19 protein-coding genes are annotated in these 18,104 nt (G+C 35.2%); 13 read left to right on the plus strand and 6 right to left on the minus strand.

Annotation, left to right across the window (positions count from 1 at the left end; translation table 11 throughout):
* Positions 1-318 precede the first annotated feature (318 nt).
* The 11 genes from AC3HD6_RS06610 (at position 319) to AC3HD6_RS06660 (ending at position 7,641) form a co-directional block, all read left to right on the plus strand.
* Positions 319-819 carry a M15 family metallopeptidase gene (locus tag AC3HD6_RS06610; RefSeq protein ID WP_488895629.1) on the plus strand — a complete coding sequence of 167 codons (501 nt, stop codon included), beginning with the start codon at positions 319-321 and terminating at the stop codon, positions 817-819.
* Positions 820-1,009: 190 nt separating this feature from the next.
* On the plus strand, positions 1,010-2,047 hold the full coding sequence (locus AC3HD6_RS06615) for a patatin-like phospholipase family protein (protein WP_488895630.1): 1,038 nt from the start codon (positions 1,010-1,012) through the stop codon (positions 2,045-2,047).
* Between the two features lie 359 nt (positions 2,048-2,406).
* Positions 2,407-2,997: a DUF2589 domain-containing protein gene (locus AC3HD6_RS06620; protein WP_488895631.1), complete on the plus strand. Its 591-nt coding sequence runs from the start codon at positions 2,407-2,409 to the stop codon at positions 2,995-2,997.
* A 70-nt stretch (positions 2,998-3,067) separates the two neighbouring features.
* Entirely contained in the window at positions 3,068-3,751 is a 684-nt protein-coding gene (locus AC3HD6_RS06625; protein ID WP_488895632.1) for a hypothetical protein, read from the plus strand.
* A gap of 3 nt (positions 3,752-3,754) precedes the next feature.
* Entirely contained in the window at positions 3,755-4,309 is a 555-nt protein-coding gene (locus AC3HD6_RS06630; RefSeq protein ID WP_488895633.1) for a hypothetical protein, read from the plus strand.
* Positions 4,310-4,512: 203 nt separating this feature from the next.
* On the plus strand, positions 4,513-4,683 hold the full coding sequence (locus AC3HD6_RS06635; protein ID WP_167386959.1) for a hypothetical protein: 171 nt from the start codon (positions 4,513-4,515) through the stop codon (positions 4,681-4,683).
* A gap of 411 nt (positions 4,684-5,094) precedes the next feature.
* Positions 5,095-6,015, plus strand: coding sequence for a helix-turn-helix transcriptional regulator (locus AC3HD6_RS06640; RefSeq protein WP_488895634.1), 921 nt, complete (start codon positions 5,095-5,097; stop codon positions 6,013-6,015).
* 84 nt (positions 6,016-6,099) lie between these two features.
* Entirely contained in the window at positions 6,100-6,696 is a 597-nt protein-coding gene (locus AC3HD6_RS06645) for a hypothetical protein (protein WP_488895635.1), read from the plus strand.
* Positions 6,697-7,128, plus strand: coding sequence for a nucleoside deaminase (locus tag AC3HD6_RS06650; RefSeq protein WP_488895636.1), 432 nt, complete (start codon positions 6,697-6,699; stop codon positions 7,126-7,128).
* Between the two features lie 88 nt (positions 7,129-7,216).
* The gene (locus tag AC3HD6_RS06655) at positions 7,217-7,414 is read left to right on the plus strand and encodes a hypothetical protein (RefSeq protein WP_488895637.1); all 198 of its coding nucleotides are present in this window, start codon (positions 7,217-7,219) and stop codon (positions 7,412-7,414) included.
* A 41-nt stretch (positions 7,415-7,455) separates the two neighbouring features.
* Positions 7,456-7,641 (plus strand): hypothetical protein, encoded by a 186-nt coding sequence (locus AC3HD6_RS06660; protein ID WP_488895638.1) that lies wholly within the window; start codon positions 7,456-7,458, stop codon positions 7,639-7,641.
* Positions 7,642-7,720: 79 nt separating this feature from the next.
* On the opposite strand, the gene AC3HD6_RS06665 is transcribed toward AC3HD6_RS06660, so the two are convergent.
* The 5 genes from AC3HD6_RS06665 to AC3HD6_RS06685 form a co-directional block, all read right to left on the minus strand.
* On the minus strand, positions 7,721-8,257 hold the full coding sequence (locus AC3HD6_RS06665; protein WP_488895639.1) for a GNAT family N-acetyltransferase: 537 nt from the start codon (positions 8,255-8,257) through the stop codon (positions 7,721-7,723).
* Positions 8,258-8,320: 63 nt separating this feature from the next.
* Complete coding sequence (locus AC3HD6_RS06670) at positions 8,321-9,079, minus strand: type III pantothenate kinase (RefSeq protein ID WP_488895640.1); 759 nt, start codon at positions 9,077-9,079, stop codon at positions 8,321-8,323.
* Between the two features lie 103 nt (positions 9,080-9,182).
* Positions 9,183-11,021, minus strand: a complete 1,839-nt coding sequence (locus AC3HD6_RS06675; protein WP_488895641.1) for a M1 family metallopeptidase — start codon at positions 11,019-11,021, stop codon at positions 9,183-9,185.
* Between the two features lie 167 nt (positions 11,022-11,188).
* A complete protein-coding gene (locus AC3HD6_RS06680; RefSeq protein WP_488895642.1) occupies positions 11,189-11,659 on the minus strand; it encodes a DUF1572 domain-containing protein in 471 nt (156 codons plus the stop codon).
* A 191-nt stretch (positions 11,660-11,850) separates the two neighbouring features.
* The gene (locus tag AC3HD6_RS06685; protein ID WP_488895643.1) at positions 11,851-13,542 is read right to left on the minus strand and encodes a DUF6909 family protein; all 1,692 of its coding nucleotides are present in this window, start codon (positions 13,540-13,542) and stop codon (positions 11,851-11,853) included.
* A 308-nt stretch (positions 13,543-13,850) separates the two neighbouring features.
* On the opposite strand from AC3HD6_RS06685, the gene AC3HD6_RS06690 reads away from it, so the two are divergent.
* Both AC3HD6_RS06690 and AC3HD6_RS06695 read left to right on the plus strand, forming a co-directional pair.
* A complete protein-coding gene (locus AC3HD6_RS06690) occupies positions 13,851-16,046 on the plus strand; it encodes a glutamine synthetase III family protein (RefSeq protein WP_488895644.1) in 2,196 nt (731 codons plus the stop codon).
* 509 nt (positions 16,047-16,555) lie between these two features.
* On the plus strand, positions 16,556-17,266 hold the full coding sequence (locus AC3HD6_RS06695) for a C40 family peptidase (RefSeq protein WP_488895645.1): 711 nt from the start codon (positions 16,556-16,558) through the stop codon (positions 17,264-17,266).
* A gap of 221 nt (positions 17,267-17,487) precedes the next feature.
* Here the strand turns inward: AC3HD6_RS06695 and AC3HD6_RS06700 are convergent, their stop codons facing one another.
* Complete coding sequence (locus AC3HD6_RS06700) at positions 17,488-18,069, minus strand: pentapeptide repeat-containing protein (protein WP_488895646.1); 582 nt, start codon at positions 18,067-18,069, stop codon at positions 17,488-17,490.
* Between the last annotated feature and the right edge of the window lie 35 nt (positions 18,070-18,104).

The raw sequence follows: 18,104 nt of genomic DNA on the forward strand, positions 1-18,104 counted from the left end.
ATGATCTATGTGAAGACAACATCTTTTACAAATATACACTCAATCTGTATTTTAGCACTCATTTTTTCAATCTTATCAAAACTTAAATAGAAACTGTACAATAACACCTCAACATCATCCCCGCTCATGAGAAAGATGGTTTACAATGATAGGATTATCTTACAATCGTCAATATATAAACAACTAAAGACTGATCAGACGGACAGACTTTTTATTTTAAGTAATTAATTCAAGAGAGGATGAATAAATATTTTTTTATTCTAAATACGTCAAGTTTTGTCGCTTCCGGTCTATACTTTTGCTCTATAATAAAAGAATATGGAAAAAGTAACATTAGAAAGAATTCAGAAGCTTCACCCATTGGTAAGAGATGAAGTAAAACAGATTATTAAAGAATGTGATAAGGCGCTTACAGGCAGAGCCAAAATAAGAATCACACAGGGATTGAGGTCTTTCGAAGAGCAGGAAAAGCTGTATGCTATCGGAAGAATTACATCCGGAAAAAAGGTAACGAATGCCAAGGCAGGCCAAAGTATTCACAATTATGGTCTTGCGGTAGACATGTGCCTTATAATTGATGGAAAAACGGCGAGTTGGGATACCGCAAAAGACTGGGATAACGACAAGGTGGCAGATTGGTATGAATGTGTAAAAATCTTTGCTAAACACGGCTGGGATTGGGGTGGAAACTGGAAAACATTTAAAGATCTTTCCCACTTTGAAAAAAAGACAATTCCTTCGAAAAAAGGACCTGTAAAAACAAGTTGGAGAACACTTTTAAAAAAGTCTAGAGATCAACAAAATTATGTTATTTTTTAGTCTTTTTTCTTTGAAATTAATTTAAACACGTCAAGTTCTGTCGCTTCCCCGCCCTACCTTTGTTTTACAAGAAAGCCACTAAAAGCAACAAGGTCTGAGCATGAAATCCAAACATTTTTTCTGACTAAAATCATTGATTTCATAAGATCTTGTTACAATGTATTCTTAAAAAAGCAATTAACAAAATAATATGAAAAAGACAACCATTCTTTCTTTGGACGGAGGCGGAATAAGAGGGATTATTACCTGTATTATTCTGCGCTACATAGAAGAACAGCTCCAGTATTATGATAAACCAAGTGCTAAGCTTGGGGATTATTTTGATCTGGTGGCCGGCAGCAGCACAGGAGGACTGATTGCTTCTATTATTCTATGTCCCGATGAAGTTCGTAAAGCAAAATATTCTATCCAAAAAGGGTTGGAATTGTATGCTGAAAAGGGCGGTGATATTTTCCAGGTTTCCTTTTGGGAAAAGCTGGTTAATCCATTTGGATTATTGAATGAAAGAATTTCTCAGGAAGCTCTTGAAAAAAACTTAAATGACTTTTTTGGAAATTTAGAATTAAAGGAATTAATAAAACCATGTTTAATAACAAGTTATGATATAGAGAACAGAAGAGCGAAACTTTTCAATTCATGTGAAGCTCATCTCAGTACAGATAATTTTTATGTAAAAGATGTTTGCAGAGCAACTTCTGCAGCACCTACCTATTTCAGCCCGGTACAGATCAAATCAATGTATGGCCAAATCTTCAGCCTGATTGACGGCGGAATGTTTGCCAATAATCCTGCTCTTTGCGCTTATGCAGAGGCCAGAAAAATTCCTTTTGCAGAAGTTTTGAAAAATCATCAGAAAGCCAATCATCCCGGAGTAAATGATATGATTCTTATTTCGATCGGAACGGGAATTGAAGCCAGACCTTATCCTTTTAAAAGACTTGAAAAGGCTGGGAAAATTGGCTGGGTAGGACCAATTATTGATATTTTAATGTCTGCCAATGCAGAAACTGTAGACTATCAGCTTTCTCAAATGTTTCAGACATTAGGTTTGAGAAACCAGAAAAACTATTACCGTCTGAATCCTTCATTGAAAAATGCTTCTCCAGCCATGGATAATGTAAGACGGTCTAATATTGAAAACCTGATACAAGCCGGCTTAAGCTACATTGATGATAACCGGGAAGTTCTAAATCAGATTGTCCAAAAGCTTATCAAAAACAAAATATAAGCTTAAAAGCTTATATCACCCTTAAATAAGCTTTCAAGCTTATATTAAAATTCTTACTGAATGCAAACACTTGATCGTATCAATTTATAATATTCATAAAAAATGAAATAAAAATGAAAATAAATTATAACACGACAAGTTTTGACGCTTAAGTGAACGATCTTTGAATCAACAAAATAACCAAGAAAACCAAAGCTAAATAAGCTTATTTCAAACTTACATTATCCCTATTATTTTTTAATAATAACCTTCAGTTCATCAAATACTGAACAGGATATCTATTGCCCAATACTGAATATTAGTCTGCTAGCACTACTATATATTATTAACCAATTAATAACCTTAACAATTTTAGAATTATGGCAAATTTAGTACAAGAATTAAACAGTTTAGATTTCAGTGTTTACATCGGAGGGCCTATGCAGGCAGCAATCAAGGCTCAGCATGATGCATCCATGTCACAAGTAAATTTTATTAAAGAAGTCGGCTTTGAAGAAGGAGCACCGGAAGGAGGAGCCAAAAAGCTTAAGTATGTGGATTTTATCTATACAAAGTCAGTTCCCAGCACTGCTGAAAACAATGAAAGTGTAGTAAAATCAGAAGTAAAATTAAGTGTTCCATTGCTGTGTATGCTGTCAATTCCGTCTTTAAGAATTGATGAAATGACTATTGATTTTAACGCCAAACTTAATTCTGTGGAAACCCAGAGTATTGCTAGTGAATTCCAGGGAAGTGCTTCTCTCAGCGCTAAGTTCTGGAAAGTTAAATTCAATGCATCAGCTTCTTATAAGAAAACCAACTCAAGTACCTCAACTACAGAGAAAACATATACATTGGGGGTACATGTAAAAGCTGTAAATGACGAACTCCCTGCAGGACTTTCAAAAATCATGGATATGTTAGAAGATGCTATTGTTGCTTCCGCAGCACCGGCAACTACTACTCCTTAATTATTTTCAGGATGGCTGCTCAGGCAGTCATCCTTTCAAAAAAATCTTTATCCATTAAAAAAAAATTATCATGCCAAAATTGAATGAATATTTAGGAGGTATTGTCTCTGAAATTACCGCAGCGAGAAAAATGACGGACTTACAGACTGTACAAATCGCAAAAGAATATGCTAAAGATGATTTATTGAAGCATTTTTCCATTCCAAGAATGAAAGTGGGGACCGTAGACCTTACTATTCCTTTTGCTACAGCAGGAAGCTCCCCTATCATGCTTTTCAGAGATTTTTCTTATGAAGAAATCATCAAAGTAGCCTCAACAGATTATAATCCTTCTGACACAAAAAATGATCAGAACTTAAGAAATTTTCTGGCCAATCAAGAACTTGGTTATAATGACTATATAACGAAGATCAAGGCTGAAAACAAACCTACTCTCACCGATTCTCAAATACAGTATTTTGAACCTATTTCAAAATATACAGTAGAATACTGTCGTTCCTTACCCAATTTTACATGGAAGAATACAGATCCCCAGTTTTTACAACAAAGTCTTTTCAACAGAATCGTTTTGGAGGCCAGAAGAGTGATTGAAAAGATAGACAACCGGGAGATTATTGTAGAGGCAAGCAAATTGATGCAGCTGGATGCCAAATGCCTGATTTTTGCTAAAATGAGTGTGAGTGAAGCAGGAATGGAGTGGTCAAGATATGAAGATATCAATGGAAATATTATAGAAACACTTATCCCTGAATAATAGATGAAAAAGTCACAGTTTATTTTAGTTTCCCAGTTAAAGGATCAGCTGCTGGAATTTCCAGGTATTGTTTCTTCGCTGGAGAAAAAAGATCCTTTTTTTGTTGAGAAAATGCTTTTATGGCTGAAGTCTGTAGAGGATATTCTTTCTACGAACACCATTAGTGAAGTTTCGGAAATAGCAGGTTTCAGAAGTAAGATCCTGGCAGGTAAAATCAGTGATGAAAGAACCTTTAATGCAAAAAAAAATCAGCTTAAGGTTACCGCAAATCTTCTTCACGATGCACAAAACTGTGTGCTTAATGTGTTATTACCTCATGAAACAAAAATGAATGAATGCAGAGATATCACCAAGCAAATACTGGCTTTAGCAGCACAAACAGCAAATCCGCTTTATACTTCAGAAATAACATTTGAAGATTTTGTACAGAAAGTCTGGTCACATATCCTTTCTGATCATGATTTAAAATTAGGAGGCATCAAACTCAAATCAATGCTTTCTGAAATGGACATCATTATGCTCATTGCTGATGAAATAGATATTAACGATTTTTCTTAAACTAAAATAACTCAAAATTCTTTTGAGTTATTTTTTTAATACGTCAAGTTTTGACGCCTCACTCGATTACTTTTGAAATATAAACAAGAACACAAAAACAATTAATAAAAAACTTTAAAAAGCCTTTGAATTCAACATTGATCTATGCTGAACAGTCCGGAATATGTTCAAAAATTAACCAACACCAAATCACAATACAAAACATGGAAACATCCAATCACAACACAGATATACTCTTCGATGAAGATCTCTACACCGTGGAATGGAGTGACATCGAAAATGCTGAGATGGATTATGAAAACTATCTCAATGACATTGAAAATTTCTTCAGGCAGGATTTTGAAGAAGACATCCTTGAAGAAGACGCCTTTTAAATAAAAATAGGACAAGTTCTGATGCTGTCTGCCATTTCTTTTGAAATCTCTAATACCACAGCAGTCTCATTAACATTCTCAACACCTTTGAACCACCATTCACAAAATGCTGGACAGCCAGAACGACGTCTGAAAACATAATATAATAGTGGAAATTCGATCTGTGACCACTAAAAACAAGATCTAAGATTCCGAAGCAATCTCATAAAGCTTCACAATCTTATTCAATCACTTCCTATATATGAAAAAGTCCTATTTCAAAAAGAAGGAGATTAGAATATTTTGTTCAACATTCCATAAGCCACAGCATTTCTGTGGCTTATTATTTTTTTACAGACTTCTTCACAAAAAAATAAAACACGACACGTTTTGTCGCATTAAGCCCATATATTTGTGGTACAAAATTTTACCATGAAGAAAGATTTTTATCTGACAAGATATGCCTTAATTATTAAAAGATTGGAAAGTTCACCGGCTACCTATTCCCAGCTGGAAGATTATCTTTTAAATTCTTTTGAATTCCAGGATGCCGGGATCAAAAGCTATTCCATCCGTACCTTGCAGAGAGATATCCGTGAGATATCTGATCTTTTTAATCTTTCTATCCACAATAAGAAAAAAGGTGACAACCGATATTATATTGAGAGCCGCCCGATCATGGAAGTAGATGAATACAATCAAAAACTGTTGGAATCTTTTCAGGTAAGCAACGCCCTGAACCTTCATCCTGATTTTTCAGATTTCATTTTCTTTGAAAGCCGTAAACCAACCGGTGTAGAACATTTTTATGATCTATTCTTTGCTATTCGTAATAAAAGAGTGGTAACCTTTGAACATTACAATTATAAAAACAAACTGATGACCTCCCGAAAGGTTCATCCTTTAGCATTAAAAGAGTCTAAAGACAGATGGTATCTTATTGCCATTGATACCAAAGACAAGCTTTTAAAATCATTTGGATTAGATAGAATCAACTATCTTGATGTAGCCAAAAATCAATTTAGAGAAAAATACAAATATAATTTCAGAGAGCATTTTAAAAATGCATTTGGGGTGATGAATCTCGCAGAACAAAAGCCACAAAATATTGTATTAAAATGCAGCCGCCATCAGGGTGAATACATAAGGAGTTTTCCTCTTCATCAATCGCAGAAAGAAACCAAAGAAACTCCGGAAGAAATCTATTTTGAGTTTTTCCTTCACCCTACTTATGACTTCATGCAGGAGATTTTATCTTATGGAAAAGAGGTAACAGTCTTAGAACCTAAAGCTTTAGTTGATGACATCCGCAACCATCTTCAGGAATCTCTAAACCGCTATCTTGAAAGTTAAGAGATCATGAATTAATCTCATATTTTTTAGTTATATTTACATAAATATACCCTATTGAGAACGTTATTCATTTGCATCTTTTGTATGATTTCTTCATTTTGCTTATCCCAGCAAAAAGAGGAATTCCGGTTGGTAAAAAACTATTACAACCAGCACAGGGGTATGCTGAATAATGAATTCAAGAAAAAGTTTAATGCAGAACCTGATTTTCTAAAAAAAGACGCTATCAAAGGAGATTTTCTCTTTTTTATGAAAAAAATGGACAGTATAGAAAACAATGCCTTAATTGGTGCGCTGCTGAAAGTAAGAAACCTTGAGGATCTTCAAACTTTAAAAACAGCAGGAAACCCATCTCATGATTTTAATGATAAATCAGCAAATGTAGAAAAGATTGCAGACTATCCTGGCGGGATCAATACCCTACGGCAAGAAGTGGCAGATCTTCTGTATGCAGATGGCGTTAATTCTGAATCCAAAACAGTAAAAACAGATGTTGTCTTTATTGTGGAAAAAGATGGAAGCATCAGCAATGTTCATGCACAAGGAGATAATTTCACCTTCAATAGACAGGCTGAAATTGCTCTCTACTCAATTTCTGAAAAATTTTCGCCTGCAATAGTCAAGGGTGATCCGGCGAGATTCCGTTTCAGGATTCCTTTAACTTTAACGATGGTAGAATAGATGTTTACTGACGAATATTATATGAAAATGGCCCTGCAGGAAGCAGAGGCTGCCTTAGAACAGGATGAAGTTCCGATTGGATGTGTGATTGTTTCCAACAACCGTGTTATTGCCAGAGCACATAACCTCACAGAAACCTTAAACGATGTTACTGCCCATGCAGAAATGCAGGCTATAACAGCTGCAGCTAATTTCCTGGGTGGTAAATATTTAAAAGACTGTACACTCTATGTGACGATGGAACCTTGTGTAATGTGTTCAGGAGCCTTATCATGGTCGCAGATTACCAAAGTAGTGATTGGTGCAAGGGATGAACAGAGAGGTTTTATCAATAAACATCTTTCTCTGCACCCCAAAACAGAAGTGATTACAGGCATTATGGAAAATGAATGCTCCGCAATTGTTAAAGATTTTTTTAAAAGCAAAAGATAATCATTCTTTTCATCACCACATGTTGAAAATAAGATACAAGTTATCAAATAATTACCTACATTTAGTATTCATTAAAACTAAAAACAACATGAAAAAGTTAACAAGAAAAGAAACAGCGAAAATCAATGGTGGTATTGCACCAGGACAATGTTTTTACATTGATCCTAACACAGGTAAGAGAACACTGGGGTGCCAGGTAGAGCCTATTCCAGACTGTTGTGGTGGATGGATTTATCCACTTCCCGGACATACGTGCCAATCATGTAGTCCAGTAATAGAGCTTTAAAGACCATTAAACTAATTCCATTTATAATAAAATTAAACAACATGAAAAAATTATCAAGAAAAGAAACAGCTAAAATTAATGGCGGAATCCGCCCTGATCAATGTTTTTATATTGACAGCAATGGTGTAAGAAAAATCGGATGCAGAAATATGCCTTTTTTTAATGAAGATAGTGGCACATGGATCTATCCTTTGATCGAATGTGATGCTTGCGGAGGTGGTCTTTAAGAAATAATCTATTTAACAATAATAAAAAATCAGAGAACATTATGTTCTCTGATTTTGTTTTTATAAGAATGTATTCCAATTAATCTTTAAAGACAGAATACATGGCGAGATCATGATATTCTCCATCTTTTTTGGCATGTTGCTTCAAAAGTGCTTCCTGTTCCATTCCTATTTTTTCCATTATTTTTCCGGAAGCAGGATTGTGAAGAAAATGGGTAGCATAAATTTTATTGAATCCTAATTCTTTAAATCCAAAATCTACAATTGCTTTGGCTGCTTCAGTAACGTATCCTTTGTTCCAGTAAGGAATTCCTATCCAATAACCCAATTCTGCCTTATCATCATCCCTATCATGAAGGCCAATGGCTCCAATAATCTCTTCTTCTTTATTTCTAATTCCAAAGGTAAAGCCGGTCTTATCATCAAAAGCCTCTTGGGACATTTTTATCCAAAGCTGAGCATCATTTTCCGTATAAGGATAAGGAATATTGGAAGTAAGATCAGAATAAATTCTATGTTTAAGAAACTCAACAATAAAAGGAATATCCTTCTCCTCCAATTGGGAGAGAATTAACCTTTCTGTTTCTATTCTTGGAAATTCTTGTAATTCTTTCATTTTGTTCATGGTTATATTTTGATCATAAAGCTGAAGCTCACATCAGCTGTTTTTGGATAATATCTACAAATCTTTTCCAAGGAAATAAAGTCCTTTCAGGGTATGAAGCCGGTCCATTAAGTGAATTTTATTGGTTAATGGCTTATAAACATGAGAAACACCGCCTGTAGCAATCACGAAACAGTCATCATTTACCTCATCATTGATCCTGTCAATAAAACCTTCTACCATTCCTAAAAATCCATATACCATTCCACTTTGCATACAGCTTACCGTATCCAGCCCCAAAACTGTTTTAGGTTTTTTCAATTCAATTTCCGGTAGCTGTGCCGTCTGGCTGATCAAAGAATTCAGGGAAGTAATAATCCCCGGAGCTATAATCACTCCCAGAGACTCCCCGGTTTCAGAAATACAGCTCGCGGTAAGTGCTGTTCCGAAATCCAGCACAATCTTTTTCTTTCCCGGGTAAAGCATATGAGCTGCAACAAGATTTGCAAAAATATCGGTTCCCCTGGATTTAGATTTCGCCTGAACAACAGAGGGCGTACTGCTGTCTACAATGACAGGATTCATCCCATGGATTTTTTTAATGGCAGCACTCATCACTTTGGTAAGCTGAGGTACTACTGATCCTATAATTACTCTCTCTATTTCTTTTGGTTCAACTTTATACGTCTGATAAAGCATCAGCATCTGTACATAAAGTTCGTCTGCCGTCCTATAAGGTTTGGTATTGATTACCCATGAAATATCACAATTATCACCATTAAAAAGGCCGAATCTGATATTACTGTTCCCTACGTTGATTACAATTGAATTCATTTATATTTTAACAGGCTAGGATTTGAAAAAATTTGAGTCCCAAATTTATAAAAAAATAAAAGGAGTACTTACAAATACTCCTTTTATCTCTATGTTGATCTTTTTATTTTACTTCTACAAAGTTATCTGCCATATTCACATCTGCCATTCTCTGGCTGAAATCAATTCCTAATACAGACAACTGGGATTTTGTATAAGGAACAGTAATTGTATACTCTTTCTGAGTCCATGGCCAGTAAGGCATGGTTTTAAACTCACCATAAGCATCTTTTTCTTTCCATGTATGGGTCATATTCAATGGAATCTGATACGTCACAATCTTCTTATCTGTAGTCATTACACTAAAATCAATCGGCATTGGAACCTGACCGTTATTCACAAGGGTAATAGTCGTAGATTTAGCATCATACTTTACATCTTTAATCCCGTAATCGATGGTTTTGATACTGTTGATCCAATAATTGTGAAACCATTTTAAATCCATTCCGGAAACTTTCTGAGCAATGTGAAGGAAATCTCTGTCTGAAGGATGCTTCATGCTCCATTGATCATAATATTGTTTTAATGTTTCTGCAAGATTCTGCTCTCCCATGATATATCCTAACTGTACCAGATACAATTCACCTTTTACATAAGAAGCATAAGTATAAGCAGTTCCATTGTCATGGTGGTCTCCTAACCAAACTGCAGGCTCTTCAATTCCTTTCTTGATAAAGTTTCTGTAAGCATCCAATCTTTCCATAAAAGGATTGGGTAACTGCTCAGGAAACAGCTGGTACATAGTGTACCCTTCCGCATAGCTTGTGAAACCTTCATCCATCCATGGACGCACAGATTCGTTAGTAGCCAGCATCTGCTGATACCATGAGTGAGAACCTTCATGAGCCATTAGTCCCATTAAGTCTTTAATATTTTTAGCCTCACCAAGGATCATCGTACACATCCCGTACTCCATACCACCGTCACCTCCTTGAATAAAGGCATATGTTGGATATACATATTTCCCGAAATGAGAGTTCATGATCTGGAAATATTTGGTAATATAAGGTTGTGCCTCACCCCAAACTTTAGTTTTATCATTTTTCTGATAAACTAAATATACTTTCGGGCCTTCCGGAACATTGAAGCTTTCTACAGAATAATCTCTGTCTGCACTCCATGCAAAGTCAAGGATGTTTTTTGCCGTCCATTTCCAGGTTGCTTTTTTATCTTTTTCTGCTTTAATCTTTGCGGCAGCGTCATATCCTTTTACGTCTGCAGGGTTTTCAAGAATCCCTCCTGCTCCCACTACATAATCTTTATTAATTTTAATAGTAACATCAAAATCTGAGAATGGTGCATGGAATTCTCTCCCCAGGTAATCAAAAGTTGCCCAGCCATCATAGTCATATTCAGCAATTTTAGGGTACCACTGCGTCATGGTCATATCCACTCCTTCTCTGTTGTTTCTTCCACTTCTTCGGATCTGCTGAGGAATTACCGCATCCCAGTCCATGGTAAAAGTAGTGGAGGAATTTGGTTTGATAGGCTCAGCCAGATATACTTTCATAATGGTTTCCTGAACTTCAAATTTCAGATCCTTCCCATTTTGTTTGATCCAGTGAATATTCTGAGCTCCTTCCTGATCTTTTGGAATAGATGATAATGTTGAGATACCATTTTTCTGCAACCTTCCGTCACCATTTTTCCCTTGGGAAGATACCCTCTGATCCATCATGGAATTTGGCTTAAAAGCATTCCAATACAGGTGGAAATAAACGACATTAAGCTCATCCGGTGAGTTATTGGTGTATTCTAAGGTTTGTTTTCCCTGATAGGTAAATTTTTCAGCATTAACATCAATATCCATCTTGTACTTCGCAGCCTGCTGATAATAAGCTCCTTGCTGAGCATGAAATTGTGAAATGATAAACGCAAAAATGATTGCAGCCGATTTTCTCATTTAAAATTTTATTTTTTCTAAAGGTAGGCAAATTAAACAAAACCCTCAAACGTGGAGTTATAACGGGTTTTCTTCTGTTTTAGATGATATTCTGTTTGTTTTGTTAAATAAATAATATGATTATTTTGCAACCACAGATTTTCATTGATGATTAAGGGTAATATTCACTATTGAGCTTTCAATAGTTTCTTAATTAAAGTAATCTGCCCCAGATGATAATAAGCATGCTCAATCATCCCATCCATATTTCTCTGATATGTCCCGTACTTTTCATCCACAAATACTGCATCAAGTTTTGAATCCGGCATCTTTTCTAATAGTTCAGCAAATTTTTCAGAATCCATCCAGAGTTTACTTAACAGCTTTTCCCATTGTTCCTGAGATTCTATAGGTGTAAGATCAAAACTGTATTGGTCCTTTATGTCCAAACTTCCTCCTTCAAAAACCTTTACAAGTCCAGCAATATAATAATCAATATGAAAAGTAAGCATGGCAATGGTATTTAAAGAACCTACTTTAGTTACCGCTTGCTCCCAGGTGACATCCGAAAGCTGATCTTTAAAATTGGTATTGGCAATCCAGAGACCATCAAGCAAAACTTCTCTGAATCTTTTGGCTAATTGTAATGTGGAGCTCATAATCAATATGTTTTTCTAAAGATAAGTAATTAAAATATTGATTTTTAAACTCTCAAAGATTTTGCAGATGTCGCAGTGCTTTGTCAAGGTTTAAAACCTTGACAAGGCTCATAATCACTATATTTTAAAACAAAAAAGCCTCAGATGTACAAAACAATACCTGAGGCTTATATTATAATAGGAAATTACAATTATTTCTTAGTAGAAACTTCTTTCTTTCCACTTTTTAGGATTTTTTCAAGAATTCTTAAAGTAATCAGATAGGTTGGCTTTACTCCTGTAAGTCCTAAACCTCCTGAAGATAATGTACTTCCTGTTTCCAACGGATTATCCGAAGCATAATACGCATAGCAAACAAACAGATCCGGTGAGATATGGTGTCTGATTTTAGATGCTACCTGAATCGCTTTCTGATAATGTGCTCCTTCCATTTCAAGACCAATGGCTTTCCATGAAGTATTCATAAAATAAGATAAAATATCCTTATTTTGAAGAGAAGTTCCAAGAACAGTAATCATTGGGCCTTCAAAAGCCTTAAGCTCATCATCTTTAAAATCATCAAGTTTCAATGCATTTTCAAAAGGATAATTATCCGCAGTTCCTTCAAAAATGTGAGAAGTTGGAATCATAATATCTCCTTTTTCTCCGGTAAGAATACCTGCTTTCCCCATAATGGAAACAGATTTTACATGCATCATGTATACTTCCCCTTTATGTTCATAAGGTTTCAGTAATTCATCCATCACCTCAAAAGCCTGTTCACCGAATGCGTAGTCAAATACCATTACCACATCATCTCCCCCAAACTTACAGTCAGCAAACGGGGTATTCTTCAGGTTCATCTTACTCAGATCAATAATCTGAACATCAATATTACTTCCACTTTTATCGGCAATATGGATCATTCCTTCATCTAAAGCATATTTTAATACCTTGTCACGAAGATCTTTTTTATTGGAGATCTCTTCGTACAATTTGTAATCTACCTCATTATTATGCTTCTTTTTAAGGGCATCATTTGCATACAGCATATTTTTCACAGAGTGCATGTTCGCTGATATGATATGCAATGGACGGGTATGAAGATTGTTTTCAAATAAAACCTCTTTCACTTTATTGGCCCATTTCTCACCAAAATAGTGATGTCCTACTCTTTCTTTTAATATAGCACTGAAATGAATTTCTCTTTCTCTTGCTCCTTTTGCATCCTCAAGACTTACTTTTCCTAGGTTATAGATGATTTTAAATAAACGGTCAGGATTATTATCATCTCCAAAAGTATTGTAAGCTCTTAATGTTTCATCAAAAGATCTTCCAATTAAAGAAGAAAGATGGATCAAAGCCACTTCTTTTTCTCTTCTGCTGAATTTCTTTTCACCTTTCACCACCTCTTCAATAATTTTGAAGGCACGGGTTGGTTTCCAGTTTTCATCCTGAATGAATGCCAGATTACGGATTTTATCTGCTTCTATAAATAGGAAGGTAAGGTGGGTAAGAATGTCATAAATTTCGGAACGGCCCAAAAGAACCTCGATATTCATCTGGTGTTCGTCTATTCTATAACAGTTTCTTCTTCTTTTCTTTGGAACAATAGGTTCGAAACTTCCTTTATCAAACCCTTCATCAGATGTAAGATGAATAAAAGCACATTCCTCAATCCCTTCCGGAAGCCTGTCTAAAACATACATCAAACCGTCCAACTCCAATTTGCTTGGAATATTCATGGTTCCATAAATTTCCGGATTGATGGTCTTCAACAAACTTCTGATACTTTCTCCTGAAACACCCCCTGGCTTGAAAAATCCTCTATAAAATAAATGTCTCATAGAGATGTATAATCTTTCAATAGCCTCTGTTGTTTCTCTTGCTCTAGAATTTGTCATAAAATAAATTTCACACAAATATACAAAATCTTTGCCCATTTTATTTTAACTCTCTTTTAATAAGTAGCTTAAATTCGCATAGAATTGTAGAATGTATCATGTAAAATGTATTTATGTTTATCCCATCTTTGAAAAACACGCATAAATATTACATTTTAATCCTGACAGCAACCAACACCCCCACTCATAACACACCAAACAATTGTTTAATTTATATAAATTTCAAATCCACCCCTAAAAATTTTAGGGGTCAAATCATTTTCGATTCATTTTTTTTGTAAATTTGCCCTATCAAAATTCACCCAAATATGTCAACCTTAAGATTCAAAGCATTAGAAACCCTTCCATTTAAGGATTTCAGAAAAGACAACTCTGTTGAAATCCCTGCGAAATTATCGGAACTATTCTGTAAAAATGTTTTCTCAGAAGAAACAATGAGAGAATATTTAACCAAAGAAGCATTCAGCTCTATTATGGATGCTATTAAAAAAGGAACAAAAATCCAGAGACATATCGCAGATCAGGTAGCGGTAGCCATGAAGGATTGGGCAATGAGCAAGGGAGTAACACACTACACTCACTGGTTTCAGCCTTTGACAGGTACTACTGCTGAAAAGCATGATTCATTCTTTACGCCTATTGAAGGAGGCAGAGCAATTGAAAGATTCAGTGGAAACATGCTTATCCAACAGGAACCGGATGCTTCTTCTTTCCCGAATGGAGGAATCAGGAACACTTTCGAGGCCAGAGGTTATACTGCTTGGGACCCTACATCTCCTGCATTTATTATGGGAACCACATTATGTATTCCTTCCATCTTTATTTCCTATACCGGAGAAACGTTGGATTACAAAGCACCTTTATTAAGAGCTTTGAATGCTGTGGATGAAGCTGCAACCAATGTAATGCAGTATTTTGATAAAAATGTAACAAAGGTAACTCCTACTTTAGGTTGGGAACAAGAATATTTCCTGGTTGATTCTGCATTATACCAATCTCGCCCGGATCTTGTATTAACAGGTAAGACATTATTAGGACATTCTCCAGCAAAAGGACAGCAATTAGATGACCACTACTTCGGTTCTATCCCTACAAGGGTAATGAACTTTATGAAAGAATTGGAAATCGAGTGTATGAAGTTGGGAATCCCTGCAACAACAAGACATAACGAAGTAGCTCCAAATCAATTTGAGCTGGCTCCAATGTTTGAAGAAGTAAACGTTGCTGTAGACCACAACTCTTTGTTGATGGATATTATGGCAAGAGTAGCTCACAAGCACCACTTCCACATCTTATTCCATGAAAAACCATTCGCTGGTGTAAACGGAAGCGGAAAGCACAACAACTGGTCTTTAGCTACCGATACAGGAGAAAACCTTTTAAGCCCAGGAAAAAACCCTAAGAAAAACCTTCAGTTCTTAACATTCTTCGTGAACACGATTAAAGCAGTTCATGAATATGCTGACCTTTTAAGAGCAAGTATCGCTTCTGCAAGCAATGACCACAGATTGGGTGCCAACGAAGCTCCACCAGCAATTATCTCTGTATTCATCGGAAGTCAGTTATTCAGCGTATTAGAGGAACTGGAAAAGGTAACCAACGGGAAATTATCTCCGGAAGAAAAAACAGAATTAAAATTAAATGTAGTTGGGAAAATTCCTGAAATCCTATTAGATAATACGGATAGAAACAGAACTTCTCCATTTGCATTTACAGGAAATAAATTTGAGATCAGAGCTGTAGGATCATCTGCAAACTGTGCAGAATCTATGACAGTAATGAATACCATTGCTGCAAAACAGTTGCGTGATTTCAAAAAAGAAGTTGATGCTTTAATCGAAACAGGCCTAAAGAAAGATGAAGCTATTTTCAATGTATTAAGAGAATACATCAAGCAGTGTAAAAACATTATGTTTGAAGGCGACGGATATTCTGATGACTGGGCTAAAGAAGCTAAGAAAAGAGGATTAAACAACCTTAAAACCACTCCGGAGGCTCTTAAACAGGAAATGGATAAGAAATTCCTTGATCTTTATGAAGAAATGGGAATCTTTAATCACAGAGAAGTTGAAGCAAGAAATGAGATCAAACTAGAAAAATATTCTACTGTTATTGATATTGAAGCGAGAGTATTAAGTGATATCGCAAGAAATCACATTATTCCTTCAGCTTTAAATTATCAGAACAGATTAATTGAGAACGTTAAAGGCCTTAAGGATATCTTTGGAGATAAAGAATTTAAGCCGTTAGCAAAAGAACAGATGAGCTTAATCACCAGCATTTCTGAAAACGTTTCAAAAATCAAGCTGGGTGTTGAAGATCTTATCAAAGCCAGAGAAGCGGCAAAAAGCATATCAGACAGCCAAAAGCAGGCAGAAGCATACTGCAACAAAGTAAAACCTTTATTTGACGGAATCAGAGAAGCCTCTGACAACCTTGAAATGATGGTAGATGACGAGCTTTGGCCGATGACCAAATACAGAGAGATGTTGTTTACAAAATAACTCTGTAAAGTTCCATATTAGTTTAAATTCCTCAGTTTTTCTGAGGAATTTTTTTTGATCATGCCTTTAAGTATAATATATATAGGCTTTGTTAAAATTATTTCGATTCTTAATAAAAGATTTTTTTCAATTCTAATTTTACCCGTTAAGAGACTTAATATGATCTGCAACAAAACAAACACATCTATAAAGCCCATCAACAATAGGTTTTTAAAGAATTCATTTTGTTTTTTTAACATACCTGAAAATTAGAGTTTTAAATTACAAAACGTGATTTATAGAAGAATATCGACGAATTTTGTTAAAGAATCTTAATAAAAAAAACCGCAGGTTTGCCAAAAATGGGCAGTTGCGGTTTATTTTTCTTTAACATATGTAAATAATATGTTAAATAGTGTTAAAATGAGATCCTGACAATTATCATATCAGGGGTCTTTTACTCGGAATCTCTACTTTTGTAATGCTTTTGAAAATAAATATTCCATTTTAACACGGTTAATCAAATATATATGAAGAAAAGAGTTTTGTTTTATTTAGTTGCTTTAGTTACTACAGTATCATTGCAATCGTGTGCTACCAATTATGTGGTTTCAAAACCAGCAACTTACACTAAAGAATACAAAACAGATGCCAAACTAGCTTCTATTGACAACAAAAAAATGGAGCAGGATAAGCAGAAATTGATCGACTCTTTCCTTGCTGAAAAGGCTGCATCTATAGCAAACGCTAAAAAAGCTGTTAAGAATTCTGAGATTGCAACAGCAATCAAACATAATAAAACCATTGATGGTATCCTTGAAGAAGCTGAAACATACCTTGGAACTCCTTACAGATACGGAGGAACTACAAGAAGAGGTATTGATTGTTCAGCTTTTGTTCTTTCTGTATTCGGAGCTGCAGCAGGTCTTACTTTACCAAGAGTAGCGGCTTCTCAGGCTCAGGAGGGTGAAAGAGTTGAAAAAGGAGAATTACAGAAAGGAGACCTAATCTTCTTTTCTCATGGAAGAAGAATCTCTCACGTAGGTATTGTAGAAAGTGTTACTGAAGAAGGTGAGATCAAGTTTATCCACGCAGCAACATCTAAAGGAGTAATGGTTTCTTCACTGAATGATTCTTATTGGGGACCTAAGTTCAGATTCGCAAAAAGAGTAATCAATGCAGAAGGGGAAGCTTACAACAACCTAGCTTCTACTACTCAAGCTACACCAGCAAATTTTTAATTTTATAAATAATTGATTTAAATAATGAAGCCATCAGAAATTCTGATGGCTTTTTTATGGGATATACTTTCTATTAAGTTTTGGCTAAAGCCAATAGAACATGTTTTATATAAAAAAGCGGGCTAAAGACTACTTCTATTGAATTAATAATTAACGTTTAATATATCTTCTGATTAAAAAGGATTTCAGAAATATCAGCTGCAAGCATCAACCTTCATAGCCTAGCTATTCCTGTCTATTTCTATGTCGAACTTATACAATAGCCCATAGACTTCTGAAAGCGAAAATTTGGCCTTTTTAAGCCTGTTTAAAGCAGGATCTATTGAATAGCTAACGGAAGTTCTCAAATCTGCCTTTTCAAGATTGGTATTATCAAAAACAGCTCCTGATAAATCACAATTATTAAAGACCGCATTAGACAGATCACATTCTGTAAAATCTACTTCGATCAGTTTAGAATTTTTGAAGATGGTTTTCTTTATAGAGGTCCGGTAGAAAACAGAATTATTGAGTACACATCCATCAAATTTAAAAGATAAACCAAAAGCATTACAATCACTAAACTGAAGCCCAAGCATTTTACATTCAAAGAAAGAAACATCCCGAAAAGCAGCTGAGGTAAGCTTTGTCATACTGAGGTTACATCCAATAAATTCACAATCGGTAAAGCTATATCCGGATAGATTTCCATATTCAAAACTACAGTTCTCAAAAGTACAGTTTTCATACTCTCCTTTTTCTAATGGAAATTGTACACAATCCGTATTCTTAAAATTTTGATCTAATATATAAGCCTCTTTCATACAATGTGTCGATTTATAAGTACAACAATAGAGTC

The sequence above is a fragment of the Chryseobacterium sp. II3a genome (assembly GCF_057815135.1).